The following is a 26316-nucleotide window of genomic DNA, read 5'->3' as shown; positions in this document are numbered from 1 at the left end:
CACACGCTTACCCGCATCAAGCCCGTGTTCTTCCTGTCACTATCAGGCAAAGCACGGTCCGATGACAGTGAGTCATCTAGATCACACGATCTAGCCGTGGTTGCACACTCCTTGCACATACCTGTTACTACTATGTATCACATGCACAATTTCTTCCGCCTTGACGAAGAGGGCAACCAGCAGATTGAGCAGCTGAGTGAACGAATGCAGCGTCTTGTCCTCGGCGCTGTAAATTACAATGCGCTGATTCAACCAGGACGCACGTTAACTTACAAGATCTACATGGGAGAAAAGTGGCAATACCCACGCCTGACCGACACCTCCACGTTGAATGGTGTGCTGACGGAGCAAGCGGGACTGAATCCGATCGCTGTATTCCATGCAACTTCTACAGTCGAGCCCCAATCGCGTTTCTCCCCGCATTATTTCGCAGGCAATGAGCAGCTAATAGATCGTAACATCCGATTTATCCTGCTTACTCCGGACGAGGCAACCGACGATGATGTCGAGCAGAATTATCCGATTGGAAAAGCCACGAAATTATATAGAGAAGTGGAATCGACAGCTCCCGCGTTCTTTGATGCATTACGTGAAGCCAAGAGAATTCGACGTGAGCAAATCAGTAGGACTGCAATCAAGCCATTTTCCCCTAATACCACGGGAAAAATAAACGGCCGCTCACATACGCATCATCCATGGGTTGAAATTGCCCCGGGCAAGGCGGACCTCAATGCTCCCAGAGCTGTTATCATCGCCATGCACTGGCTGCAGTCCGGCGGCGCGGAGCGTTGGGCTCTTGAAACGATTTCACTCGTTAAAGAAGCTGGATTCATCCCAATTGTCATCACCGATTCCGACGGACACCAGCCGTGGATTACACGTAGCGAGCTCAAAGGCACCGTGTTGTTGCCTCTTACTATGCCGTTACAGGAACGCGTTGGCGATGCCCCTCTGCTGCGAGCGCTATTTGAACAGTTCAACATCGCGGGCATCCTCATCCACCATTGTCAGTGGATGTATGACAATGCTTGGTGGGTGAAGAAGTTCTTCCCGCAAACACATATCGTGGATTCTCTACACATTGTGGAGTACATCTTCCATGGCGGGTACCCCAGTGAATCTGTGGCGCGCGATGAATGGATTGACCTCCATCACGTGATCTCTCCGCAACTCGAACATTGGCTGAAAGATATTCACCACATCGATCCTCATAAGGTGATAGATGCTCCGCTCGTCGGTTTGACTGCCGATAGCGCCGGACTCACTTTCAAGACACGGGACACTTCACAGCCATTAGTTGTATCTTTTGTAGGCCGCAATGTACGTCAAAAACGTCCTGAAACGTTTATTCTGGCGGCCCGCGCTATTAACAAAGCGTTCCCCGGCAAAGTCAAGTTCATCATGCATGGCAATGGCGATATGGACGCCTTTGTCGACCGTCTTATCGAACGCTATCAGCTGGAAGATGTAATCGAACGCCGTTCTATGAGCATACCGGTCGGTACTACTTATGCGGAAACAGACGTATTACTGGTGTCTTCGATGAATGAGGGCATCACGCTCACCACCATTGAGGCACTGTCTGCTGGCATCCCCGTTGTTTCAGCGAACATCGGATCCCAAGACACACTTATTCCACCACAGGGCTTGTGTCGTCGTCTTTCCGCTTCCTTTGTCAAGGATGCCAAATCTATACTGGGACATATTCTTGAGCACGAAGAGAACAGAGAAAAGCTCTGGAGGTCGGAAGCCAAACGCCTACAAGAGTTCTCCGAACTGGAGTCCGCAAACGACTATTTCCGAAACATGTTGACTGAGTGGAGTCGCTAATGCAGAACGCAAGTAAAGTCGCAGCAGTGGTGGTGACATACAATCGCCTAGAAAAACTGAAGAAGGTTCTCGCCTCGCTGGAGGCCCAAACTCGACTGCCAGAGCAACTGGTCATTGTGAACAATGCAGCGACTGACGGAACTGATATCTTTCTGAACGAATACGCGTCTACATTCAAATATGCCGACTCAATACAACTTGATATTGTGACGCTCGAAACGAATGAGGGCGGAGCGGGAGGGTTCTCTGCCGGCATGCGTCGTGCCTATGAGCTGGGATGTGATTTCGCTTGGATCTTCGACGATGACGGTTATCCTGAACCCGATGCCCTTGACAAATTGGTCGACGGTTATGATGCCGCAGTCGCCGAACTGGGGCCGGACGTGCCTTTTGCCTGTTCCATGGTCAAGTTCATCGATGGCACTATTTCCGAAATGAACAATCCCATTCCCACATGGGATTGGGGACGTCTCAAGGCCAAAGGTCTTGATATTGTTCTGGTAAATCGGTGTTCCTTTGTCTCGGTGTTAATCCCCCGATGGGTCATGGAAGCCTTTGGATTGCCGTACAAGGAGTATTTCATTTGGTTCGATGATGCGGAATACACGTTGCGTATCACCAAGACCTGTCCCGGCGTGCAAGTGCTCGATAGTGTCGTGCTCCATGATATGGGCGTGAACAAGGGCGTGAACTTCGGCATGATAGACGAGAAGAACGTGTGGAAGTTCCTCTATGGTGCGCGCAATGAGGCTTCCTATCATCTGCACCATGAAGGGCTCTATCAGTATCTACGCTTCTGCGCCATGGTGCGTAATACTATGCGCCGCGGCGGCGTTGATCGCAAGCTGCAGAAACAGGTCTACGGCAAGCTGCTGGAAGCGCGGACTTTCAATCCTAAGATTGACTATCCGCAGACCCCGGCCGTTGCTTCCATTTAACAAACAATACAGCATCGTTGATTTATCGTTAGGATTATTGTTTCATGTCGAAATTCATGAAAACAGTGGAGAATCGCTACCACTATTCTTTGGTGGTGCTCAGGGAATTGGTACGTACCGATTTCAAATTGCGTTATCAAGGTTCTTTCTTGGGTATTGCTTGGTCGGTGCTCAAGCCTCTGATGCTGTTCTGCGTCATGTATGTGGTGTTTGCGAAGTTCCTTCGCATGTCAGACGGAACGCCGACTTACCCTGTTGTGTTGCTGCTCGGCATCAGCACATGGCAGTTTGTCGAAGAGGCGACTTCCGTAGGCTTACGTTCAGTGGTGGATCGAGGTGATTTGCTGCGCAAGATTCACTTCCCCAACTATATTGTCGTGGTCTCTTCCACCATCGGCGCGCTTATTAGTTATGCCATCAATCTCGTCGTCGTTTTAGTGTTCGCTTTGTTCAGCCATGTGCAATTCACTTGGCGTGTGCTACTGCTGCCACTAAACTTTATCGAGTTGTATATTCTGTCTCTTGGCATAGCGTTGTTGCTGAGTTCCATGTACGTATATTTCCGTGACATCGCTCATTTGTGGGATGTCCTCAAACAAGTGCTGTTCTATGCTATGCCAGTGATTTATCCGCTGGGTATGGTGATGGACAATCAATCGTTGCAGCCGTTCGGCAAACTCATCGCGCAGATGCAGCTGCTCAATCCCATCGCGCAAACCGTGCAGGATATCCGTCATAATCTCATCGCCCCCGAAACACAGCCAACTATTTGGACGATCAGTGGGCATGTGTGGATGGGATTGATTCCCGTTGCCCTGTCCGTCTTCATCTTCTGGCTTGGCATCTATGTGTTCCGTAAGAATAATCGCAAGTTTGCAGAGGTCATGTAATGAACGAGTCCGGAAACGATACTGCAATCTCCCAGACCGACGCTTCTGTGGTCTTGTCGGTCAATCATGTGGGCAAGTACTTCAAACTGCCTACTGAACAGGCCACCGGTTTAAAACAACTGGTCATCAACTGGGCCAAAGGCATCAAAGGTTACAAGGAACAGCATGTGCTTCGTGATATCAACTTTGAAGTGCATCAAGGAGACTTCTTCGGCATTGTAGGGCGAAACGGCTCCGGTAAATCCACATTGCTGAAGTTAATTTCCGGCATCTATGTTCCGGATTCCGGATCCATTCAAGTGAACGGTAAACTGGTGCCGTTCATCGAACTTGGTGTTGGTTTCAACCCTGAGCTTACCGGACGTGAGAACGTATACCTTAATGGCGCGCTTCTTGGCTTTACCCGTGAAGAAATCGATGCCATGTACGATGACATCGTGGAGTTCGCCGAACTTGAAGAGTTCATGGATCAGAAACTCAAGAACTACTCTTCCGGCATGCAGGTACGTCTGGCGTTCTCCGTCGCCATTCAAGCCAAAGGTGACATTCTTGTGCTCGATGAGGTTCTGGCCGTCGGAGATGAAGCATTCCAGCGCAAGTGCGACAACTTCTTCGCCAAGATTAAGAAGGATTCCTCCAAAACAGTCATTCTCGTCACCCATGATATGGGTGCCGTTAAAAAGTACTGCAATAAAGCCGTGCTGATTAAGGAAGGCGAAGTCCTAATCAACGGCAATAAGGATGATGTCGCTAATCGTTACACACTCGAGAACATGCGGGCGGATAAACGAGATACTGACAACGACAAAGCAGATGAGTATCCTACAGGGCTTAATGCGAGAGTTCCGCTGTTGCGTGTGAATCCGCTTGGCCCTCAAATTCTTGACTGTGACGGAGTGTTCCAGTTCGAAGTCGAATATCAATATGAAGAGTCAAACCCATATTATCTAGCCATTGCCATGCATGATATTAAGCGCGGTGGCGTTACTTACGATACTGGTTCGAATACTATTCAGCTCAATAGGCACGGACATTGCAAAGTTCGATTTGAAGTTCCGTTGCAGTTATTCAATAATGGCGAATTCAAGCTGGTCGTGTCCTTGCGTACTCAGAATCCTGACAATCCGAAAATCACCGATATGGTCGCATTCACTAATGATGACAACTGTTGCATTTTCGCAGTGCGTGATGACCGCAACCGTGAATATGCGTTGCTTAACGACCGAGCTTTGCACATCACCATGCTCGACGAGTAAATACATCCTTATGAACTAAGCAAAGAGGTGTGTGGAAGATCTTCGATCTTCCACACACCTCTTTGCTTAGTTTAGATACTCATCTGGATGTTCGACGGACCTCCGAATCGCATTCATAACTGTTTCTGATTTGAACAACTCTTTTGGCACATGGTCGAAATGGGAGACGATATCGTTAGGCAAATCGAAGATATTGCCGTAGTCCCTATTCAACACCATCATCAAATCGCGTGGCGTAGCGATTTCAAATCCTTCAAAATATGCACGACCCGTAGGAAGTACGCGCTCAATTGGATAGATACGTTCGATATCATCCAATGTACAGTCATCGTAAGCGAACATCACGCCTTGAGCACGATTCTTATCACAAATAATATTTTCCCGTAAAGCTTCAACTCGATACGTTTCAAATACCGATTCGATGTTCGCAGCACGTACATCGTCTGGATAAATATATCCGCAGGTATGCCATTCTTTATAGCATGGAAGCTTCTTCAGCGAATCAATCATTCGTGTTCTTAGCTCAGATCGACGCTGGTATAACTCTTGCGATGAGCCCGGCGTGTAGTCATAAATAAACAAATCCAAAAATGCGGGATTATTGGGGTCGTTGTACATAAAACGTACTTGTCGGCAGAACGCATAAGCGTCGTATACCATCTTGACATGGTACCGGCGAGTATACTCGGGATTATCGGCTATAGTCCGCTGCAATACACCGATATCTTCTCTCACCATTCCCATATCGGTATCATCATCCCACGGTATGAAACCATTGTGTCGAACAGCGCCCAGCAACGTGCCAAAATCAGCCCAGTATTGAATATTGTTGGATGCGCATAAATCAGCAAACTCTTTCATTAACTGAGCGCAACCTTGCTGCAATAGTCTGAGTTGCCCCTGTGCTTTGGGGATATTCAGAAAGAATCTTTTCCGCATGTCCTCATCGCTCTCGCCATTTTTTCTTGCGTTTGACCAAGAAAAAACTTGCATTTGAGCATCATGTGTATGCAACGCACTTTGCATCCGATTCATATTGGCATGCAAAGATTTGCCTAGAGATTGCATATCTTGTTTCAACTCAGCTAATTCTGTCCGCAAAGCAGCATTGTCGGCTGACAAGGCATCGACTTTATCATGTAACTCATGTACTGCTCTTTTGGAAGATGGAAGCTGTCCCTTAAGCGTAAATAGTAAACTCATACATCTCCAAACACTAGTTTCCATGATTCTAGCAACTATGACAGCTGCTTAATATATCAAGCGTGTGCTTCACGCCCGTTTGTATGTCATATTGTGCACGCCAGCCTAATGCTTGCAGCCGGCCACTATCCAACAATGCGGTCGTGGCTGTACTGAACCCAGCTTGTTCAATCGCATCAGGAATATCAAAGGTGACGCGGACATCACTGTATGACGCAATAAGCTGCGCCAAGTCTCTCAGATAAATGTCTGATCTGCAATCCGCAACATTATAGGCTAGACCATTTTTCCCTTGAAGGAGCACTGTCAGCAACGCAGTAACGGCATCTGAAGCGTAAATATAGGAATAATGCTGGTCTCCCTTACTTTTCAGAACTATATCTTCCCCGCGCAATCCGTTGTGTATAAACTGAGACGAAGCCTTGGAATCGGTCGGCAACATCGTTGGGCCATAGCAACGTGCCAGTCGAGGAATGACCACTTCAAGATTGTGTTGCCGTATATACGCCTGGCAAAGTGCCTCGCCGCAGCGTTTACTTTCCGGATATCCGGCACGCAGCGTATTAGAGTCGATATATCCGCAATAGTCCTCAGCGAAATATGTGGTATCGCCTCGATTCTCTCCATAAATCTCACACGAAGATGCGAATAATGCACGGCGAGATTTGCAGCTAACGGCATAGTCCAACATATTTTGTGTCCCATTAATGTTGGCAGTAATGGTGCCAATCGGATCAGTGGCATATGCTCTTGGATGTGTATTGCTCGCAAGATGAATTACATAGTCCGCCAATGGAATCTCATCGTCGCACAATGGAACTACGATATCGTGCTTTGCGAATCTAAACCATGGGGACCACCAGTAGTGCGCAAAACGTTTTCTCGCTTTTGTCTCATTACGGCCGATTGCCACTACCGTGCATTGCAATTCGTCATTCACGTTATGATGCATTAGCACGTCGATGAGATGGCTTCCGATCAATCCCGTGGAGCCTGTGACAAGCACTGTAGCATCATGCAATTTTTCCCACGGCAAATCACATTGAGATGCCTGAGCGACATCCGCCTGATAGAGAGGATGATCTTCAACGTCAATTGCGCTCCCTGATGGCGCTTGCCTGGTCATTTTAGCCAGTTGTCCTTTTCTAACTTGAGGTATGCTTTGAACATTTCAAGATCGTCTTTATTAGTCAACTTGATATTGCGGTCCGAGCCGGCAGCAAAGTACAAACGTTCACCGAGATCAGCCATCATGGTATTGGTATACGATGATGGTCCAATGCCAACTCCCCGGCTGAACGCCTCATGATACGCCCAATCTAATTTGCCAAAACGATAGGCTTGCGGCGTTGAAACACGACGTAGCGTATCACGCGGAATATATTGAACCGTCGAAATATCATCATCCATGATGAAAATCTGTTCGTTATACGGCAACGATGTGACGGCATTACCATATTGTTCGCATGTTGCGATTACATCCGATAGTATGGCCTCGTCCACTAATGGTCGGATTCCATCATGAATAACGATGATGTCGTCCGGCTCGCATTGCCCCTCAAGATTTACTACGCCATTACGAATAGATTCTTGACCGCTCTGACCTCCGGAAACCACCCATTTCAGTTTGGTAATATCGAACTGCTTTGCGTACGCCCAAAGCATGTCATGCCAGCCGTCCAAGCACACCACTTCGATATCATCGATTTTGGGATGTCTCTGGAAGCTCTCCAGAGTGTAGATAATCACTGGCTTGTCATATACATTAATAAATTGCTTGGGGATGTCCTGCCCCATTCGGTGGCCAGAACCTCCAGCAATAATGATCGCAGTGTTCAATGGCGTTTCCTTCCCCGCAAATTCAATTTGACTATTGCGCTTCTCTGAAGATTTTCTCCCAGACTTTCATGGCCGACACTGGTGTATCAGTATATTGTCGTGAGAGTTTGCCCCACAGACCGTATATGCGGAAGGCCAGACGCTGACAATCCCACAGACCTTTGCGGTACAACTTGCTGTCTCTACGTAGCCAAGTCACGCCGTTGCCATCGGACGTGGTGACTGCGGCGGAACGGATGCCTGTGAAGTTCTGCCACATTGCGTCTTGTGCCGCCATAGCATACTGGGGCCTTGCGTCTTTCTCACCGTTCTCATGCGAGAGCACTGCTTTAAGGACAACCTTGGCTCCCTCTTTCATACTTGCCTGTGCAAGAGAGAATTTGGTCTGTCCGACGAAATAATGCTCTGCAGCAGGCAGCATGTCTGGATCTGCAATCACCGTGCTGTCATCGAACCCGTTTCGCGCCTGTCTGACGACTGCAAGTTGATTCGGCATGATGGATATCAGATGATCAGAGCCTTTTAGTACATCCTCCAATGCCATATGATGCAGTTTCATGCCTGAATAGAGTAACTTCACCCCAAGGTGTGCATCCTCGTACATCATGCGGAAGAGGAACTTTTTACTTGGCTTACGGAAATGCAGCAGGGCGCAAATCCAACGGTTCCGCTGCGCAAAATACTCTTCCCATGTGCGGGAGATGTCTTTGTCATGCCACCCTTGGTGCCACACCGCCACTCCGGGCAAACATACCGTGGGAATTCCATGCTCTTTTGCTCGAAGGCCATAGTCTACATCGTCATACTTGATGAAGAACGGCATCGACAATCCGATTTCTTTGATGACTTTCGTCGGAATCAGGCATAGCCACCATCCGTTGAACTCAGGGTTGACCAAGCGATGAAGCTCCGGAGATTGCCATAAAGGATGAGCCGCAAAATCATGATTGTATACAGTTCCAACAGCAGCTGCAGGCATAACCGTGCTCGGGTCGAATCTCTCACCACGTGAATACAGCACTGTTCGGTTATCCAGATGTAGCATGCCTCCGCCGACAATAAGCGGTTTCTTGGCATAATCAGCGAATTGTACGGCGCGAAGAATGGCCTCAGGCTCTGAAATAGCGTCATCATCAAGCAAGAGGGCATATTCGCTAGTCCCGGCTTTAACCGTCTCGCACATACCGCGGGAGAATCCACCAGAACCGCCTAGATTCTTTTGCTGTATATAGGTAAGCTGCCTCCCCAACTGCTTCTGTAAAACAGGGAACCCATCTTGTTCTCGGACAAGGTCGGTTCCTTGGTCTACGCAGTAAACCGTATCCAAACGCTCCCGTAACGATGATTCATCTGCGATTGTCCGCAACTGACGCAAACAGTATGAAGCACGGTTAAACGTAGTAATTGCTATTGAGAGCTTCGATCGTTCCGGTGCCGTTCGATGCCTAGACTCCACCTGCCATTCACCATTGAACAAGGTAAGAGGACAATCTCCTGCCTGAGCTTCAATCCAGAGAAAGCCTCCATCCAGCATGCCCTCAATGGAGATATCTGCAACGTAGGTCGCCGAATCGGCCGGAGAGTCAACTTTCAATATCGCTACTGGTGAAGCCAAGCCACGTGCCGTGGATCTGAATACTCTGATGCTGCCAATACCTTGTGTCTCCACGGCAAAACGAACACTGCGAACATTCGTCCATCGGCGCCAATATCCTGCTGGAAACGCATTGAAGAACGTGCTGCAAGTGATATGAGCGCCAGCGCCAAGCGTCAATCGAGAGCGGGAGACAATCGATGTTCTCCGTTCCAAGCCGTCGTCGAGCGACTCTCCACTTTTCGTCGAAATATACAGCGGAAGAACAAGGTCTTTATCCTCAATCGGGAACACTAGACGATTAATGGTTTCCCATCCCTGCTGTTGCGTCAATAACTCCTGCTGCATTCTTATTAGTATATTCATTCAGGCGGGATCATGGAACGCGGGATTTCGCCCCTTGTTCTTAGAGACGCTTGTCCTAGCAGGTAACCTTATCACCAGCCTCGACTACGATAAAGAGTCATTGAATAAACTACCCGTATCCGTGAGAGATTAGCGTATGCCGCTCCTCTGGTATCTCGGACAGAAGAAGGATCGATCATAATGCCAGCCGCGCCTAAACAACGAGAACACTCGCTGGATGTGATTCGCGCAATTGCCATTATTGCCGTCATATGCGAACATACTTCGTCAGCACTGCTTACTGGCAAAGCGCAACTATTGGTCAACACTCTAGGCACCCTAGGCGTACCGCTGTTTGTTATGCTCACCGGGTACCTCATGCTTGATAGGAGTTATGATTCTCGGTATCTTCAGCGATTTCTCAAGCACAATCTCTTGCCGCTCGTCATAACGTTAGAAATCTGGAATATCACGTGGTTCGGACTCAGTCAAGTGATAGGAGACTCTCCCATCTCCTTTGATCAGGTTCTCAAAGTTGCTCTGTTTATGGGACCCACTAATAATGGCATGTGGTTTCTTCCAATGATTATCGGAGTTTATCTGGGATTACCAATTGTTTCCCATACGATCCAATGGCTGGGTATGCATCATGCGCGAACATACTCATTAACGTTGTTGGGATGTGCTGCATTCTTCGGCACCATCGTCCCCACTCTATCCGAATTATTTAGCTTCATCATGCCCCAGCACATTATCTCCAGTCAGTTGAATATGAATATCTTCGGAGCAGATGTTTGGGGGAACTCTGTCTGGATACTGTTTTTACTTGCTGGTTACGCAGTAAAAAAAGGTATATTCAGCAAAGTGAATACTTGGGCAGCGACAGCCGTCGCAATAGTTTCTGCTGTATTCCTTGTGTTATTCCACCATTTTGCTCTGGCAAGCGGACTTGCTTGGGACCCTTATTATGCCAATTTGTTCCTAGTAATCACTGCAATATCATCCTTTGTTGTCGGTCAACGCATATTCACCTTGCGTTTTGCTCACGCTCGCTTCCTTGTAACCGTTACAACTTTCATCTCTACGTATTCCTTTTCCGTGTACATGCTCCATTTCTGGATACTCACTGTATGCGTAGCGTGTTTGCAGTCGTTCAACATGTCAACAGGGTTTATCTCGTTCGCAATAATTGTTTGTATTTGCTTGGTAGGCTCATTGGCGGTTGCGCGAATTCTGGCCTATCTTCGACCGCTGCAACGATGGATGCTGCTTATTAAATAAGGAATGAACGGATTACTTATCATGACAAGATATCAGACTAATCAAGAACGTTCTCATATGGCGCAGCCGATGAGTCGACGAATCATTTCGTCTTTAGAAATCATTGTCTATGTACTCCTCGCAACAGTAACTTTGTGGTGGCTTTACTGTGCTGTGGTGTTCCCCTCCACCAACAACAATCTCACACTGCCAGTCTTTGCAATAATTCTAGCGATTATTGTCGTGGTTTTCTCCTCTTCTGTGCGATACTTTGTGCGACGCTTGTTACGTTTTCTCCGGCATCATAAGTGGGTTGTTTTCTCCTTGATGGTGGCATGGCAGTTATTGACCTGGGCTTCCTTCGGTAGTGTCACGATGGGCGCTGATCAAGAATCCATCCGTCAAACAGCATCTAATCCTCACGTATTCTCTGATTATTTATCTCGATGTCCGAATAATGTTCTAATCACCTATATTTACTGGGTTGTCATGCAGATTATCCCCTCTACATGGCCCAGTAATTCTCCCACTTTAATAATGCAATTACTTAGTATTGCTTGCGTTGACATCAGTATTGCATTAATGCCACGTATTTTGAAACGCATCTCGAATAGAGTTGCGGATATAGCTTTTCTACTGTTTATCGGCACTTTCGGACTTACCGGGCACATCATTATAGTCTATACCGATTTACTTACGCTTCCTTTGACGATGGGGGCAATATATTGTGCCATCGTTGTGCTATTTCCGCGAGACGCCGAAGATAACGTATACCAAAACTGGCGTTGTTGGCAGTTCTATGCTTTATTCATCAGCTTCGGTTTGCTGACATATCTGGGTTACCAGATGAAACCTTCTAGTATTATTGTCACTATAGCTTTTGTTCTCGTCTGGTGCGTTATCTGTTGGGGGAAAGCTCTACTGACAAAAGCTCTTCCCGCGGTATTAGCACTTGCCTTAGGAATGGCATGTGCGGCCTCGATTTTTGGGCTAGCCATCAACCAGCAGATGCAGCTCAACTATGATCCTTCCCAATCCTATCCGATGTCGCATTTTATGGCTATGGGAATGCGCGATCGAGGTGGCTTCAGCCTTGAAGACCGTGTGAATACATCCAAGCTGGCCAGCAAAGATGAGAAGAACGCGTATAGCATACAGCTTATTAAACAGCGTTTGTCTGATTATGGTGTAATCGGCTATGCGCAGTTCGTTCTACAAAAGGCGCGCAACACGCTAGAAGACGGAACATTTTCCTTCGGGCACTGGGATGCTCTATATATATATGATGAACAAGCGGATCAGGGATTTCTGTCTGACTTCCAAAAAACACGTCTCGCTCGTTTTATACGCAGTTTGTATGATACGGAGCGAGTCAGATACGGTATAATTAGTACAATTCAGCAGCTCTCATACATATTAATGATTATGGGCATCTTGTTCTTGTCTTTGTCGATGGGGCTGCAACGAATTCAGGATCATCGTTCTTCGACTTTGTTCCTTGCAAAGCACAAAGAGAATGTCATGTGGTGGTTAAGTATTGCAATTATTGGATCATTGGCTTTCTTGATGCTTTTCGAATCGGGACGATCAAAGTATATTATCCAATTTATGCCTACCTACATCTGTCTCTCCTCTTTGGGATGGAGCGCACTGATTACGAAATACATTAAAAAAGATTTCAGTCAGTGCCTATCTTCTTGATAGTAGGATGCGACGTTATCTGGGTGGTGGAATTGTATTTCACCATGACCATGGCCACGGGATAATGTCCGGTTTCCTGCGCACTTTGGTTTTGTCTTCTTTGTGAGGTGCCAAGGTGGACGTACTCGTGTTCTGTGTGTGATTCCTTGGTTGAGGTCTAGGCCCTTGCCAATCGCGGTTTCTGTGTTCAGCGGCTGAATCTACCTTGGCGCGGGCCATGTCTTCTTCTGGAAGCTAAAATTAGAAAGTGCGCAGGAATCTGGACATTGCCCGCGGAACCTATCACCAGTGATAGTTATGATGCAGGCACTGTGGTGAAGTTGGTCTCTGCGAGATAATTTCTTCCAACGGTCATGTCGTATTGCACTAATCGATAGTCCTCGAGTAGACGCTGTGCGTTCTCTGATAGATTATCGGGATCCATTAGGTTCCCGTACGCATCCAGATAAGTGACGGCATCATCTTCTTCATTGTCTTCAGATTGGGTAACGGCGCGACTCATGGCAGGGATTTCCTGATGCAGTCTAGAAAGCATTGCGAGATAGGGCGAGACTTTGGCATTCATATGCTCCGCTGCTGATGACATGAAATAGTTGGATGAAGTGAATGCGGAGGACTCGGCGGCAAGTTTGGTCGAGTTTGAGGTTGAAGCCTGATTCGACCATATGAAATAGTCGGTCTCGTGCAAAACCACTGCATTGTCGGGATTCTCTGCCGCGGTGGAATAGATGCCTGGCAGATGGTCGCCGTAGAAGATGACAGTGATTGGTTCGTTGATTTGATTGAGCTGATTCAAAAACTCAGTGGTGACCTGATCGGTGATGCTGATGCCCTTGACGTAGGTTTCAACAGAAACTCGTTCCTCGTCGCCTAGGGAAGAAGTGTCGACGTTTTTGAATTCATTGTCTTCATAGAAATCGTTGTAGGGCATATGATTTTGCATGGTTACCAGTTGAATGAACTGCGGAGATTCGTGAGCATCGCTGTTCAGTTCGTCAAGCACATTTTGATATGAAGACTCATCGCTGATATACCATGCGCTGCCGATTACATCCTGATGCTCGATAGGCGGATCGCTGTCAATCGTCATGAACTTTGAGAAGTTGAACCGAGAATAGTTGGTGCCTCTGAAATACATGTTCTTGTTGAAAGGATGAAAGGCGATTGAAGCGTCTTCACCATATGCGTCATTCCAGATTTGGTTGAACGCGTACGGATTTGTCTGGCTAGGCACTAGCTGTTGGTACGGCACGGATAAACTTGCGTCAAAATTACTTAGGTTCAAGCCGGTCAGTGCCTGATATTCGATATTCGCCGTGCCCCCACCATATCCAGGAGAAAGCATCAGGCCCGAAGTGGTGACTTCTTTAAGCTGTCGGATATTCGGCATGGGATCGATATCGAAGGAAATCCCCGGAACTCGTAGCGGGTCGGAAAACGTTTCCGACAGCACCATGATGACTGTGCTGTCCGTAAGGTTATTGGCTCGTGAGGCATTGATGGTACTAGCTTCGGTTGAATATCGTTCAGCTATTTCTCGCATGGTTTCTTCGCTGTATCCTTCCGGTTCGTCCATGACTTTGGCATGAGCAAGACGCAGGAAGGTGAGCGCTGGGCCGTTATTGCTTGCGTCTCCCAGTGCATTCCACATTTCGGGGGAGTCTCCGAATGATTGAGCGAATCGATATGACCACGAGTTGGTGGTTCCCAAGTTCCACGTAAATGAAAACACCAACACGCATGTGAGGGCGGCGGCGAGAATACGCGTGAGAACCAGCGTGATGTTCTTGAAACTGACGAAACGGCTGGGGCGCCAGGTCACAGGAATCAGCGGACCTCTGCGGTCAAGAATCTGCAAGGCAAAGCAAATGCAGGCGAACCAAATCAAACCTGTAGTCGCCGTCTTCACAAGCCCCATTCCGTCTTCTGGTATGAATGACATGATTTCGGTGGAATTGCCTCCTGCGACGAAGTTCAAATCCGCGAGAATGATGGGCTCGCTGCGAAGCTGCACTTTGAAATAGTTGGCGACGGAGAAGGCCGTTATCACGGAGCCGAATATCGCCGTTGGAATCCAGAATCGATTCATAAGAAGGATCAGTGCCAAATAGATCACGCCAAGCACAATAAAATTGAGCAATGCCTGATATTTCTGTTCCAGCCATATCTGACTAATGAATTGCGTGACACGACCCGCAACGCTGTTGAGGATCTTGGTCGTGTCATCCACTGCGTCGGGGTCATCGTACTGCGGTTCGGTGTACATGCTTGCCTGCAGGAACACCACAGCTGTGGCAGTGACCAGTGTGAAAACAATCGCATAGAGGGCGAACGACAATTGTGGCCGCTTGCCCCAGATAAGACGAACACCGTGCCAGATGCGACGAAGTCGCCCAGACTGGCGAATACCTTCATCGGCTTCGCGTTCTTCCCGGGTGCGCTCCTTCTTGTCAGAAGCGTTCTTCTTGAGCCCCTCCGCGGTGAGATAGTCAATATAGCTGGTGTTATATCGGCTGGTGTCTTGTGGTGCTTCTGATGCCCTACTGCTGCTATTCATTGCGCCTTCACTTTTCTTCTTCGACACTACAGGTAATGCATTGTAACTGAACAATCTGGGATTGCTGACTGGCACTGGTACGGTGCATTTGGCGAGGTCAACTTACTGTGGTCTCAAGTTGCCGGTCTTCGGCACGCAAAAGAGTTAGGATGAAAACGGTCCTTAAGGAGGAGTATGGCAAACATCATCGCAGTGGTATGGGATTTCGATAAAACGCTCGTCGACGGATATATGCAGGACCCCATTTTTGAAGCGTATGATGTCGATGCCCAGACTTTCTGGCATGAAGTTAATGCTCTGCCCGAGAAGTATATGCGTGAACAAGACGTGCGCGTGAACAGCGACACAATTTATCTCAACCAGTTCATTAAAGAAGCGCAATCTGGAGGCAGGTTTCAAGGTCTGAACAACGAACAACTCAAAGACTTTGGGTCGAAACTGAAATTCTATCCAGGCGTGCCTGACATCTTCAAGGAGACGACTCAGCTGGTTGAAGGTAACGAAGCGTTCTCCGAGCGTGACATCAAAGTTGAGCATTACATCGTGAGCACTGGAATGGCACCTGTGATTAAAGGTTCAATCGTAGCCCAGTATGTGCGCGGCATTTGGGGATGCGAACTCATCGAAAAGAAAAATGAGGATGGGACTCGTGTAATCAGTGAGCTGGGCTATACCATCGACAACACCTCGAAGACGAGGGCTTTGTTCGAAATCAACAAAGGCGTACCTGTTGAGTCCGGTATTGATGTAAATGCGAAGATGCCGGAATCAATGCGTAGGGTTCGGTTCGAGAACATGATTTACATCGCGGATGGACCGAGTGACATTCCCGCTTTTTCAGTTGTGAACCGTTACGGTGGATCCACTTTCGCCGTATATCCGAAAAAGGACGACAAAGCCTTCGCCCAAGTGGAACAAATGCGTGAAAGCGGACGCATAGACATGTATGCCGAAGCGGATTATCGAGAAGGAACTACGGCGAATATGTGGATTAAACATAAGATTGAAGAACTTGCGAAACGCATCGTCGACCAAGAAAAGGCGAAGGTGGCCTCGTCGGTTCAAGGCGCGCCAAAACATTTGGTCTAATCAGTCGGCGGCTTCATGCTGCGCCATCCACAACGCGAAACCTGCCAAGGTGATGCCATCGCGAATCTCGCCACGGCGAATCAGCTTGCTGATTTCATCGGGAGACAGCCAAGTGAGATTGGTCAACTCCCAATCCGAAGAGGAGCCATCGTCAAGCGTGAGATCATCGACCGCGATTTCCGCCACGGCAATGGAGTCTTTCAACACTCCCGTATCCGCATGAATGATATTCAGAATGCGCACATGATCCAAGTTCGCTAAGATTCCGGTCTCTTCCTGCAATTCACGCGCGGCGGTTGTTTCGGGCTGTTCGCCGGTTTCGCCCATACCGCGAGGGAACTCCCACTCGAAATCACCCGTGGTCGCGCGCCAATGACGTGCCAGCAGTATCTCGCCGTTTCTGACCGCGATGCATACCGCTCCCGTGCGGGCATCCTTCACCGAAGCGTAATGCAAGGTGAGGCGTTCGCCGGTGGCGTTCACTACGGCATCGGCTTGCGTCACAGCGAAACGTGCCGGACCTTGGTCCTGATACACCACACGTTCGCCGGTAACGGTCAGCGGAGGTGCGGGTTCCTGCTGGCTGGTCATGTTCATATGCTCTCCTCAGTCTGGCGTCTCATGCCAGATATACCACGGTCTTCGACGAAGAGCGCACTCCTCGAATCCATTTCAGAACATCGACGAAATTGGGAACCATGCCGAGCAGCCATGCCACAAACACAATAAGCCATATCGGCGCGTTGCCGTTCAGCCACACATTGTCGGAGAGCGCGGTGAGCAACGCCAAAAGGGCGGCGAGTCCAGCGCCGAACAGTATGTTCTTGCCATCGTCCATAAGGCTGCGTTCTTCGGAGGCTTGCTGTACGGAGTATGCCACATTTCTGGTGCTGAGGCGTTGTTCGCGCTTTGGTGTGCTGGGATCGCACCGGCGCCAGCGTTCAATGGTGGAGCGGCTTTCGTAACAGAACGTGGAGAATCGATTAAATGGCATGTCGCCAAGCTGTTTGGTGATAACTCCAGCCAGCATCAGTGACGATCCGTCTGTTTTGCCGGCTGACCCGGCGATTTGCTCGAAAGAGTTCGGAGGGGCATCCACAGCGATGAGATATGCGCCGAGATGTCGCGCGAGCGCGCGTTGATAGACGAACTGATACCAGTCTCGCAACATCGTCTTCGATAAAGGCGCTTGGCCGGCATCTGCCACGCAATGCTCGGGAAGCTTAGTCCGGTTGATGCACATAAAAGCGTCGCTGCGCTTGGGCATTGACGAAATGGCTGTCAGCGCGGCGGTGAAGATCGAGCATTGCGTGCCGGAAGTCTTGGAATCCAAGTGGTATCGCTTAGCCAGCATAGGCGCGTACTGCTGTGCATAGCGTTCGAACCAAGGAGTGAACCCGTCACTGTTCGCGCGTTGCCGGACGCGCTCATCGTTCTGGTTCTCGTAGAGAATCAAGCCCTGCTTCTCCGCATCGATCCACTCCTGCCAGCGCTGTGCGAGAAAACGGTAATATTCCTGCTCGTCGCCGTCAGGATGCAGCGCCGCCGCGTAAGTCTGGGCGATCACGGTCGACATCGTCAGTCCGTTCTCTCCAACATGGGCCAGTCGGTCGTCCAGAGTGTCATAGAAGGATTTGCTTAAACCCAAAGCTTCGGCTCGGGTGACCGTATGGTCGAACGCGCAGTATTCCAACGGTCGAATCGTGTGCTGGGAGGCGGTTCCTGCGCAATAGGTGCTGGATGGGCGGATGGACTCGTCCGCATGCGATGCGGCGTCTTGCACGGCTCCCACGGTTGAGATGGTGAACGCCTTCAGGCACTCCTCCAGTGTGTTTTGACGGCCGGAAACGATGATGACGGGGCCGTCCTTATATGATTTGCCGAGAATGCCGTTGACCGTGGTGGGGCCAAGCGCTAGGAAGAACAATCCGTCGAACAGTTGGGCGTCGCTGAGCATGATCTTCCTGCAATACATGAATGCGGTACGGATGATGCCGGCGAAATATGTCGCGATTTCCGTACGATCGTTCAGCAGACGTTCGCACGGACGGCACGTGCTGTTGCGTATCCACATGTCACTGATGTCGGGGATCTCATCATTGGAGCTGGTCGGCTTGGTAAGTTCGAGCCACCGCTTCTTCTGCTCTGTGGAATCGAAATTCGTGATCATCGTGCTACGAAGGCGGGTGCCCTGCGTGGCGTGCGTCTTTGAACGATTCCAAAGTCTCATGAACTCAGTGTAAGCCTTACCCAGACGGCCGCGACTCAATGGCCATGAAGGTGACGCCTGCGCCTTGGTGTCTTGCTGCGTATGGTAGCGCCTGTAAGTCGAGGGGCGTTCGTTGGCGTAAGCTGGCTAATTTCCAAGATTAGGCGCAGGGAGGCAGCAGCAAGCATAGTTGTGGGACGTCATGTTTATGATTGAATCGCTGCGGAATCGTGCTGCCGCCCTGATTCGGGTTGCATGGTATGGAGCCGTTAGCTCTGGGAATGCGTGAAAGGCAAGGAGGTCTCGCATATGACGCAGGAACTTCAATATTCATTGTTGTTCACGACCGAGCCTGAACTGATTCGTGCGCTGGCTGCGGAAATACGCCATCAGCCGGATAGGATTGTCGCGTTGCTTAAAGAGCGTTTGCCTTCCTTGGAACTTGGGGATATCACGTCCGTGTCCTGTGAAGAAAAGCGTATTGATATGGTGCTTACTTTCCGTAAGCAAGAAGAAGTCTTGAAAGTGGGCATCGAAGCAAAATGCGACCATAGCATCGATTCAAACCAGTTGGAGCGGGAACGCGAACATGTCGATGCTCTCATACTACTTGTGTTGGAAAAGCGGGATGCGGAGGATTATCTGAAACAAGTTGACGGTGTAGTCACTTGGTGTGAGGCAATCTCATGCTTCGATAACTCTCGTGTGACGCAATGGGATATCGAGAAGATTCCCGCGACAAAGCGAAGTATAGAGCGGGTGTTCAGCGATGAGATTGTCAGACTGCAAGACAAGATGGATTCAGTCGTATGGAAAGTGTCACATAGCAGATATGGTTCGGGCATGCCGCATATTGACTTTGAAACGAACGAACGCATCACGTTTGAAAATGGGCTTGAGCGTCACTTGCGAGGGAATATCCAAGTTCGTGGACGAGGATATTTAGGTGCACTTGAAGATGTTCGTCTGCAAACTTTTATTGGAATCGAGATAGTGGGCGAAGAGGATTTTCCCGCGCCTTCTATGGGTGTAGAGCCATTGTGGATCGTGAAGTTGAAAGAGCTGGACGGCAAGATATTGCGGCCAGGCGAGAAGGACGTTTACCCGGAATTCGGTTTTCGGAACAAGGTTGGCACTCGGCGTAAGAGTATCCCGAATATGACTGAACTTGTGAACCAATACATTTTTGATAAAAGGTATCTTATTAAAGGGTTTCAAGATTGGGCGTTCGGGGTGAAATCCGCTCCGTATTCGTTGAGCGACCTTAAAGATCGAGCATCGGCGACCGCTGATATCCTTACGCGATGGCGTGACTTGTGTATAGAGGCGTAAATGGTGTGAACTGGTCGCGGACGATTCGCCAGTTGACTGTTTACCTGTAATCCATATACTGGCCTTTGTCTTCGGCTGCCGTGCTGGATGACTCGTCATGTCAGACCGATATATCGTATGCGATGGCGTAGCATACGATATATCGGTCTGCGCGCACATTTCAGGTGTGCGTTTAGCGTTCTGGAGCTAGCAGAAGTCGTCAGACATAAGCTCTAGGTCTGCGACAGCATTAGCTCGAAGCTCTTTTGAGTAGCGTTCGTCGAGTGGCAGCATATCGTTGATTCGTATAGGGCTGAGGCCGCTTTTGCGCATGAGTGCTCGTTTGGTCAGAAATGCGAAGTTTGCACATCCTGCATTGAGCAAAGGCGTTTCCAAGTCGGTGACGCCATCTGCGAACCGACGGCTCCAGTAGTTCAATTCACAAGTCACCGCTTGGTCGAGTAGAACGGCCGAAGTCTCGGCAAGCGCGACGAAGAACTCGTCGGCGGTGTATATGGAATAGGGGAGTTGTGAGCGTTCGTCTTCGTTGAGGTTTGCGTATATCTTGCTGTCGTTGGTGAGGAGCACGTCACAATCGCTGGCTACGGTCGCCGCGTGAAGATGCAGATCATTGGCATCGGCTCCGAGATACCGTGATTGCTCCTCCTCGCAGTTATAAGAGGGAACAATTGTCACGAGCTCTCTCATCTGGCTCAACGCCGCTGCCACTCTATCTCCGGATATCGTCGGATTGTTCCGTCTCAAGTGGTACACGGTCTCAGCGAAAACGTCTTCGCTGGAATAGAGGTCGAAGGGTTTAATATCGCATGTGCTGAAAGCGAAGAGCCAGTCGCGAATCGTCTTGGAATACAAGATGTTGGCATCCACAAAGACCCGCACCCTGGCTCCTTTCGCATTTTAGTGACTAGGAAAAGAGTACTCCTACTCCAGTCCTAAATCCTCGAATTCATCACGCATGCGCAGGAAAGCCTCACGTTTGGAGCGCTGTTGTTGAGTGCGGAATTCGAGTATGTCATTAAGGGCGAAACGATGATGGGATCCGACTTTGTAAGCTGGGATGCGCCCATCTTGCACCAGCTTTAATAAAGTGGGGCGGGAGATTCCAAGCATTTCAGCAGCCGCAGTGGTGCGAAGCTCTTGCGGAGTGGTGGAAATCACCACGCGAGACCCTTTCGCCAGGCTTTCCAACACGTTCATGACGATATTGGAAACGTCTTTAGGGAGCTCCACGCGATGTCCGTTGGCCACCAAAGCTATTTGCGCACGCATGTCCTGCACGTCGTTCACGACGGATGCGACGTTGCATTGAGTATCTGAATCAACGAGAACGGTGAGTTCTCGATCTTTGGATAGAAGTTCCATAGCCGTTCCCCTTTCTTTTTATGGAGTCGGCTACGCCGCGGCCGGCTCCGGTTTGGTTACACTTGCAAGTGAAAACAAGTTCCACTTGCAAGTGTAACCAAACCGGAGCCGGAAACAGCTCGTCGGCGTGTTGAACCATCGGGACATGCAGGTCTTGACGGATGTTTACGATTAGAGAAACGTTTCGATAGACGAAGGTCCAGCGAGGTTGGGAGGCGATGGATATGGCTGGAATCAAAGACGTGGCGGCGCGCGCGGGCGTGTCCATCAGCACGGTGTCGTATGTGATGAGCGGCAAGCGGTCCATCAAGGCCGCAACCAAGGAGCGTGTGATGCAGGCGGCGCGTGAGTTGGGGTATACGCCGTCGCTGAACGCGCGCACTCTGCGCGGTGAGCCGACCAAGGTGTTGGCGTTGAGCTCGCCGATCCACGACTACACCGATTATTCGAACTATGCTCTGTTCTTTTTCGCGCTGGCCACGCGGGCCAAGCGCTACGGCTACGACATCCTGCTGCTGATGCACGAGTATGGCGACCAGGAACTGACCCGTGTGGTGTCCAGCGGCATGGTGGACGGCATCCTGCTGTTGGATGTGCTGATGGTCGACTCCCGCGCCGAGGTGGCGAAGACCTTGGACGTGCCGACGGTCGCGGTGGGATATCCCAGCAATTCCGACGGCGTTTACTCGGTCGATCTGGATTTTGAGCGGATGGGGCGCGAGGTGATCGAGAAGGCGTACGCCTTGGGTCATAGAAAGATATTGATGGTCGGGTCCACAGGCTTCGCCTATGAGGACGGCTCGAACTACCTGGTGAGATGTCGTGACGCCGCGGTTAAGCGTGGGGCCGATCTGGGGGTGTCGGTGATGTTCAAGTCGTCGACGGGCTACGGCATGGCCGACGTCAAGCTGTTGCTGGACGAGGCGTTCAGCGAGGAGCCCGACCTGAGCATGATCATCTGCCAGACGAACTCCGCGCATATCCAGAATCTTCAGGTCGCCTTGCAGGATCGCGGATTGCGTGTGCCGCAGGACATCTCGTTGATGGGGGCGTGCACGTATGGCACGGCGCAGTCGACGCGTCCGGTGGATGAGATGCCGATGCAGCCTTCCCAGGTGTGTTCCCGTGCGGTCGACCTGCTGATGGAAGTGCTGGAAGGGCATCGTCGGGACGTTGGGTATGTGGAGCTGATGTCTCCGGAGTACCTCGCGCGCGGCACGATGGGACTGCGTGGAAACTGATCGGTTCGACAGGCGGCCGGCGCGCATGCGGCGGCATGGTGGCCTCGTCATGGCGCGTCGGCTGTCGCGGTACGTCGGTTGCTGCACTGTGTGGCTGGCGCGGGTGCCGGTTGCGGAGGCATGCGCGCGGGCGGTCGTCGTCATTCTGGATGGCTTGACGGATGTCGGATCCCCTGATCAGCGTGTGAGCGCTCACAGTCGAAATTCGTCGAATTGATTGTCGAAATCAATCGAAATGATTTTGTTTGTTGGTTCATTCGTTTTATTATCTAATCAAGAGGTCGTTCGAAACGATTCGAGGGGCCTTCTTATCAGTAAAGGCGCCGAATCAAGGAGAAACGATGAAGTCATCACGTAAGTTCATTGCCGCCGGTCTTGCCGTGGCCACGATGATCGGCTTTGCCGGTTGCGGCAGCGGTGAAACCGCGCAGGAAGAGAATCCCACCTCCATCAAGATCTGGCACTACGAGGAAGACAACGGCGCTCAGGGCATCGCATGGCAAAAGGCGATGGAGCTGTTTGAAGAAGAGACCGGCATCAAGGTCGAATTCGAGAAGAAGTCCTTCGAGCAGATTCGCCAGAACGCCAGCCAGGTGCTTAATTCCGATGACGCCCCTGACGTTATGGAATACAACAAGGGCAACGCCACCGCCGGTCTGCTCGCCAGCCAGGGCTTGCTGACCAACCTGAACGACTACGTCTCCCAGTACGGCTGGGACGAGAAGATTACCGGATCCCTCGCCGACACTGGCAAGTACAACGAAAAAGGCATCATGGGCTCCGGCGACTGGTATGGCATCACCAACTACGGCGAAGACATCGTGATGTACTACAACCAGGACATGTTCGACCAGTACGGCATCGAAATCCCGACTACCATGGACGAGCTCGAAGACGCCATGCAGCAGTTTGTCGACAACGGCGTGACCCCGCTCTCCGAAGGTGTGGCCGAGTATCCGCTGCAGCACCTGTGGTGGCAGCTCGTGCTGCAGAAGGCCGATGACGAGCTGATTCAGGCGTACGAGATGTACGAGGGCGACGTCGATTGGAGCGACGAGGCCTTCACCTACGCCACCGAAACCATTCAGGACTGGGTCGAAAAGGGCTACATCTCCCAGGATTCCACCGGTCTGAAGGCTGAGGATGCCGGCCAGAACTTCATCAAGGGTAGCTATCCGATGTTCTTCTCCGGCACTTGGTGGTTCGGCCGTTTCCAGACCGACATGGCTGACACCAACTGGACCTTCTCGCTCTTCCCCGAAACCGAAAAGGTGGTCGGTTCCTCCGGCAACATCTGGGTGATTCCTGAGAACTCCACGAAGAAGGATGCCGCCGCCCAATTCATCGACTTCACTCTGAGCGAAGAAATTCAGAACCTCATGGGCAACTCCGGCGGTCTGCCTATCGCCGCCGAGCCGGATGCCATCACCGACGAGAAGACCAAGGAACTCATCACCTCCTTCAATGGTGTGCTTGAGAACAATGCCCTCGGCTTCTACCCGGATTGGCCGACCTCCACCTTCTACGACGAGCTCAACGCTTCCCTGCAGGAGCTTGTGAATGGCACCGCCGACGTCGAGACCGTGCTGTCTCAGATGGAAGAGAACTACAACAAGGGCGTCGAGTCGGCCGGCGTTAAGTAAACAAACGCCAGTCTCCGACACACCTTCCCCGTGATGTGCGGCGCCTAGGCCGAATGGCACAGTGCCAGGCCGGCGCCGCGCCTCAGTCAACGTTGACAAACCTGTTAGGAAGAAGCCCCCCCATGAGCAAACGTAAGACACCGAAGTCATCCGGACAGGCGGCCGTGCGGGAACAGGGCATGTCCCGCATCCCCGGCAGTCCATCAAGCCGATTCTGGCTCTATCTGATTCCCGGCTTCCTGATGTTGCTGTGGATCATCATCATCCCCGCCATTTGGAACATCTATCTGAGCTTCACCAACTACCGCGGCATCAAGCCTCCCACTTGGGCCGGTCTTGACAACTGGATTCGCCTGTTCCAGGACGAGACCTTCTGGGTGTCGTTCCGTAACTCCATTTGGATGATCATCGCCATGGTGGTGATCCCCATCCTTATCGGTCTGGTGCTCGCCTCACTGATTTTCGATGTGGTGCAGAAGAAGTTCGGCGCGAAAACCGCTTCAACGATGCGTGCCATCTACTACTTCCCGCAGCTGCTGCCCATCGCCGTCGCCTCGCTGGTCATGGGATGGATCTTCCGTCCTGAGAACGGCGCTCTCAACGCGCTGCTGGAGGCGATCGGTCTGGGTGGTCTGCAGCATGACTGGCTCGGTAAGCCCGACACGGCTCTGATCTTCCTCATGCTCATCATGATTTGGATTCAGCTCGGCTATCCGCTGGTCATCTTCATGTCCGGTCTGCAGCGTGTGGACCCCGAACTCTATGAAGCCGCCAGCCTCGACGGTGCCAACTGGTGGCAGCGCTTCCTCGCGATTACTCTGCCGGCCATCAAGCCCGAGATTTTCGTGGTGGCGCTGACCTGCACCATCGCCGCTCTGAAGGTGTTCGGTCCCGTATACATGCTCACCAAGGGCGGCCCCGGCACGTCGACCATTGTGCCGTCGTACTACTCATACACGCAGTTCTTCCAGTCGCAGCAGGTGGGCTACGGCGCCGCGATCGCCACCGCCCTGACGGTTGTGATCGTCATCGTGTCGATCCTGTTCACCAACCTGCAGCAGAAGGTTGAGAAGGAAGACGAGGAGTAAGCCATGACCACCGCAACCATACAAGCCAAGTCCGGCAAGAAAACACGCGTGCCCCGCGCCCGCAAGAACCGTTCCGCAGGCGATTGGCTGATTCTGGCGCTTCTGATCGTGGGCGGCCTGGTGATGCTCTTCCCGTTCATTGTCCTGCTGCTAAACGCTTTCAAGACCACCGCCGACTACAACGCGTCCGGACCGCTGTCTTGGCCGAGTGAGTTCAGTCTCGATGGTCTGAGCAAATTCTGGGACCGCGTCAACTTCCCCGAAAAGGTCTGGAACAGCGTGTGGACCTCCGGCCTGGTGGCCGTTCTGGCTGTGATCCTGTCGATGTTCAACGCCTTCGCGCTCGGCATCGGCCGTGTCAAAGGCCGTCGCTGGATCGTGCTGCTGATTATGTTGGCTAACATGATACCGCAGGAGGCGTTGCTCTACCCGCTGTACATTATGTTCAAGGAGATTGGCCTCTACAACTCCCAGTGGTCCATCGTCATCATCTTCACGGTCATCCAAAGCGCGTTCGGTACCTACCTGTTGTCATCGGTGTACGGCACGTTCCCGAAGGCCATTCTTGAAGCCGCGACCATCGACGGCGCGAGCCGCTGGCGCATTTTCAAAGACATCGTGTTCCCGATTTCGAAGCCCACGCTCAGCGTCATGCTCGTGTTCTTCTTCATCTGGACATGGAATGAGTACATGATTCCGATGGCGTTCCTCATCGACAACGCCACACAGACAGTGCCGATCGCGGTCAGCTCGCTGACAGGCGACCGCCTGATGGACGTGACCACTACTGCTGCCGCATCGCTGATCAGCTTGGTGCCGACGCTCATCTTCTACTTGATTTTCCAGCGCACGCTGTCCCGCGGCATCACCACCGGCGCGGTCAAGTAGTCGCACGGCACGCAATAACGCAATATCGAAACCCGGCCTCGGCGTTTTCCT

At 50.9% G+C, this 26316-nt stretch carries 21 protein-coding genes; 12 read left to right on the top strand and 9 right to left on the bottom strand.

Annotation, left to right across the window (positions count from 1 at the left end; genetic code table 11):
• Window positions 1-141: 141 nt before the first annotated feature.
• Genes BL8807_RS03350 through BL8807_RS03335 form a run of 4 tightly spaced genes read left to right on the top strand, consistent with a single transcriptional unit; the run spans window position 142 to window position 4914 of the window.
• Window positions 142-1830: a glycosyltransferase gene (locus BL8807_RS03350; protein ID WP_072724585.1), complete on the top strand. Its 1689-nt coding sequence runs from the start codon at window positions 142-144 to the stop codon at window positions 1828-1830.
• Window positions 1830-2768, top strand: a complete 939-nt coding sequence (locus tag BL8807_RS03345; protein ID WP_072724581.1) for a glycosyltransferase family 2 protein — start codon at window positions 1830-1832, stop codon at window positions 2766-2768. Before BL8807_RS03350 ends, BL8807_RS03345 begins: the two co-directional genes overlap by 1 nt.
• Before the next feature lie 44 nt (window positions 2769-2812).
• Window positions 2813-3658, top strand: coding sequence for an ABC transporter permease (locus BL8807_RS03340; protein WP_072724579.1), 846 nt, complete (start codon window positions 2813-2815; stop codon window positions 3656-3658).
• Window positions 3658-4914 (top strand): ABC transporter ATP-binding protein, encoded by a 1257-nt coding sequence (locus BL8807_RS03335; protein WP_072724577.1) that lies wholly within the window; start codon window positions 3658-3660, stop codon window positions 4912-4914. The genes BL8807_RS03340 and BL8807_RS03335 overlap by 1 nt, the downstream gene beginning before the upstream one ends.
• Window positions 4915-4980: 66 nt before the next feature.
• On the opposite strand, the gene BL8807_RS03330 is transcribed toward BL8807_RS03335, so the two are convergent.
• The 4 genes from BL8807_RS03330 to BL8807_RS03315 are packed head-to-tail and all read right to left on the bottom strand — an operon-like array spanning window position 4981 to window position 9883.
• On the bottom strand, window positions 4981-6117 hold the full coding sequence (locus BL8807_RS03330) for a LicD family protein (RefSeq protein WP_158217121.1): 1137 nt from the start codon (window positions 6115-6117) through the stop codon (window positions 4981-4983).
• Between the two features lie 28 nt (window positions 6118-6145).
• Window positions 6146-7243, bottom strand: coding sequence for an NAD-dependent epimerase/dehydratase family protein (locus BL8807_RS03325; RefSeq protein ID WP_072724572.1), 1098 nt, complete (start codon window positions 7241-7243; stop codon window positions 6146-6148).
• Window positions 7240-7956: an IspD/TarI family cytidylyltransferase gene (locus tag BL8807_RS03320; protein ID WP_072724570.1), complete on the bottom strand. Its 717-nt coding sequence runs from the start codon at window positions 7954-7956 to the stop codon at window positions 7240-7242. Before BL8807_RS03320 ends, BL8807_RS03325 begins: the two co-directional genes overlap by 4 nt.
• Before the next feature lie 31 nt (window positions 7957-7987).
• On the bottom strand, window positions 7988-9883 hold the full coding sequence (locus tag BL8807_RS03315; RefSeq protein WP_226847455.1) for a glycosyltransferase: 1896 nt from the start codon (window positions 9881-9883) through the stop codon (window positions 7988-7990).
• A gap of 213 nt (window positions 9884-10096) precedes the next feature.
• Here BL8807_RS03315 and BL8807_RS03310 point away from each other — a divergent pair, with 213 nt between their 5' ends.
• Entirely contained in the window at window positions 10097-11176 is a 1080-nt protein-coding gene (locus BL8807_RS03310) for an acyltransferase (protein ID WP_072724566.1), read from the top strand.
• A 21-nt stretch (window positions 11177-11197) separates the two neighbouring features.
• Entirely contained in the window at window positions 11198-12856 is a 1659-nt protein-coding gene (locus tag BL8807_RS03305; protein ID WP_143147962.1) for a glycosyltransferase family protein, read from the top strand.
• Window positions 12857-13151: 295 nt separating this feature from the next.
• Here BL8807_RS03305 and BL8807_RS03300 read toward each other — a convergent pair whose 3' ends face one another.
• Entirely contained in the window at window positions 13152-15440 is a 2289-nt protein-coding gene (locus tag BL8807_RS03300) for an LTA synthase family protein (protein ID WP_226847453.1), read from the bottom strand.
• 147 nt (window positions 15441-15587) lie between these two features.
• Here BL8807_RS03300 and BL8807_RS03295 point away from each other — a divergent pair, with 147 nt between their 5' ends.
• Entirely contained in the window at window positions 15588-16502 is a 915-nt protein-coding gene (locus BL8807_RS03295; protein WP_072724563.1) for an HAD family hydrolase, read from the top strand.
• On the opposite strand, the gene BL8807_RS03290 is transcribed toward BL8807_RS03295, so the two are convergent.
• Both BL8807_RS03290 and BL8807_RS03285 read right to left on the bottom strand, forming a co-directional pair.
• Window positions 16503-17099 (bottom strand): NUDIX hydrolase, encoded by a 597-nt coding sequence (locus BL8807_RS03290; RefSeq protein ID WP_072724562.1) that lies wholly within the window; start codon window positions 17097-17099, stop codon window positions 16503-16505.
• Window positions 17100-17121: 22 nt separating this feature from the next.
• A complete protein-coding gene (locus BL8807_RS03285) occupies window positions 17122-18732 on the bottom strand; it encodes a hypothetical protein (protein WP_143147961.1) in 1611 nt (536 codons plus the stop codon).
• Between the two features lie 288 nt (window positions 18733-19020).
• Between BL8807_RS03285 and BL8807_RS03280 the strand changes: the two genes are divergently transcribed.
• Window positions 19021-20043: a hypothetical protein gene (locus tag BL8807_RS03280; RefSeq protein ID WP_072724559.1), complete on the top strand. Its 1023-nt coding sequence runs from the start codon at window positions 19021-19023 to the stop codon at window positions 20041-20043.
• A gap of 186 nt (window positions 20044-20229) precedes the next feature.
• Here the strand turns inward: BL8807_RS03280 and BL8807_RS03275 are convergent, their stop codons facing one another.
• Together BL8807_RS03275 and BL8807_RS03270 are read right to left on the bottom strand one after the other, a co-directional pair.
• On the bottom strand, window positions 20230-20922 hold the full coding sequence (locus BL8807_RS03275; RefSeq protein ID WP_072724557.1) for a PIN domain-containing protein: 693 nt from the start codon (window positions 20920-20922) through the stop codon (window positions 20230-20232).
• Between the two features lie 42 nt (window positions 20923-20964).
• Complete coding sequence (locus tag BL8807_RS03270) at window positions 20965-21405, bottom strand: helix-turn-helix domain-containing protein (RefSeq protein ID WP_072724555.1); 441 nt, start codon at window positions 21403-21405, stop codon at window positions 20965-20967.
• Between the two features lie 224 nt (window positions 21406-21629).
• Here BL8807_RS03270 and BL8807_RS03265 point away from each other — a divergent pair, with 224 nt between their 5' ends.
• From BL8807_RS03265 to BL8807_RS03250, 4 genes are all read left to right on the top strand, one after another.
• A complete protein-coding gene (locus tag BL8807_RS03265; RefSeq protein WP_072724547.1) occupies window positions 21630-22646 on the top strand; it encodes a LacI family DNA-binding transcriptional regulator in 1017 nt (338 codons plus the stop codon).
• Window positions 22647-22987: 341 nt separating this feature from the next.
• On the top strand, window positions 22988-24289 hold the full coding sequence (locus BL8807_RS03260) for an ABC transporter substrate-binding protein (protein ID WP_072724545.1): 1302 nt from the start codon (window positions 22988-22990) through the stop codon (window positions 24287-24289).
• A gap of 122 nt (window positions 24290-24411) precedes the next feature.
• On the top strand, window positions 24412-25377 hold the full coding sequence (locus BL8807_RS03255; RefSeq protein WP_072724543.1) for a carbohydrate ABC transporter permease: 966 nt from the start codon (window positions 24412-24414) through the stop codon (window positions 25375-25377).
• Window positions 25378-25380: 3 nt separating this feature from the next.
• Window positions 25381-26265, top strand: a complete 885-nt coding sequence (locus tag BL8807_RS03250) for a carbohydrate ABC transporter permease (RefSeq protein ID WP_072724541.1) — start codon at window positions 25381-25383, stop codon at window positions 26263-26265.
• Window positions 26266-26316 lie beyond the last annotated feature (51 nt).

The organism is Bifidobacterium lemurum (assembly GCF_014898175.1).
Lineage (GTDB): Bacteria > Actinomycetota > Actinomycetes > Actinomycetales > Bifidobacteriaceae > Bifidobacterium > Bifidobacterium lemurum.
This window is presented reverse-complemented; position numbering and strand designations above follow the sequence as displayed.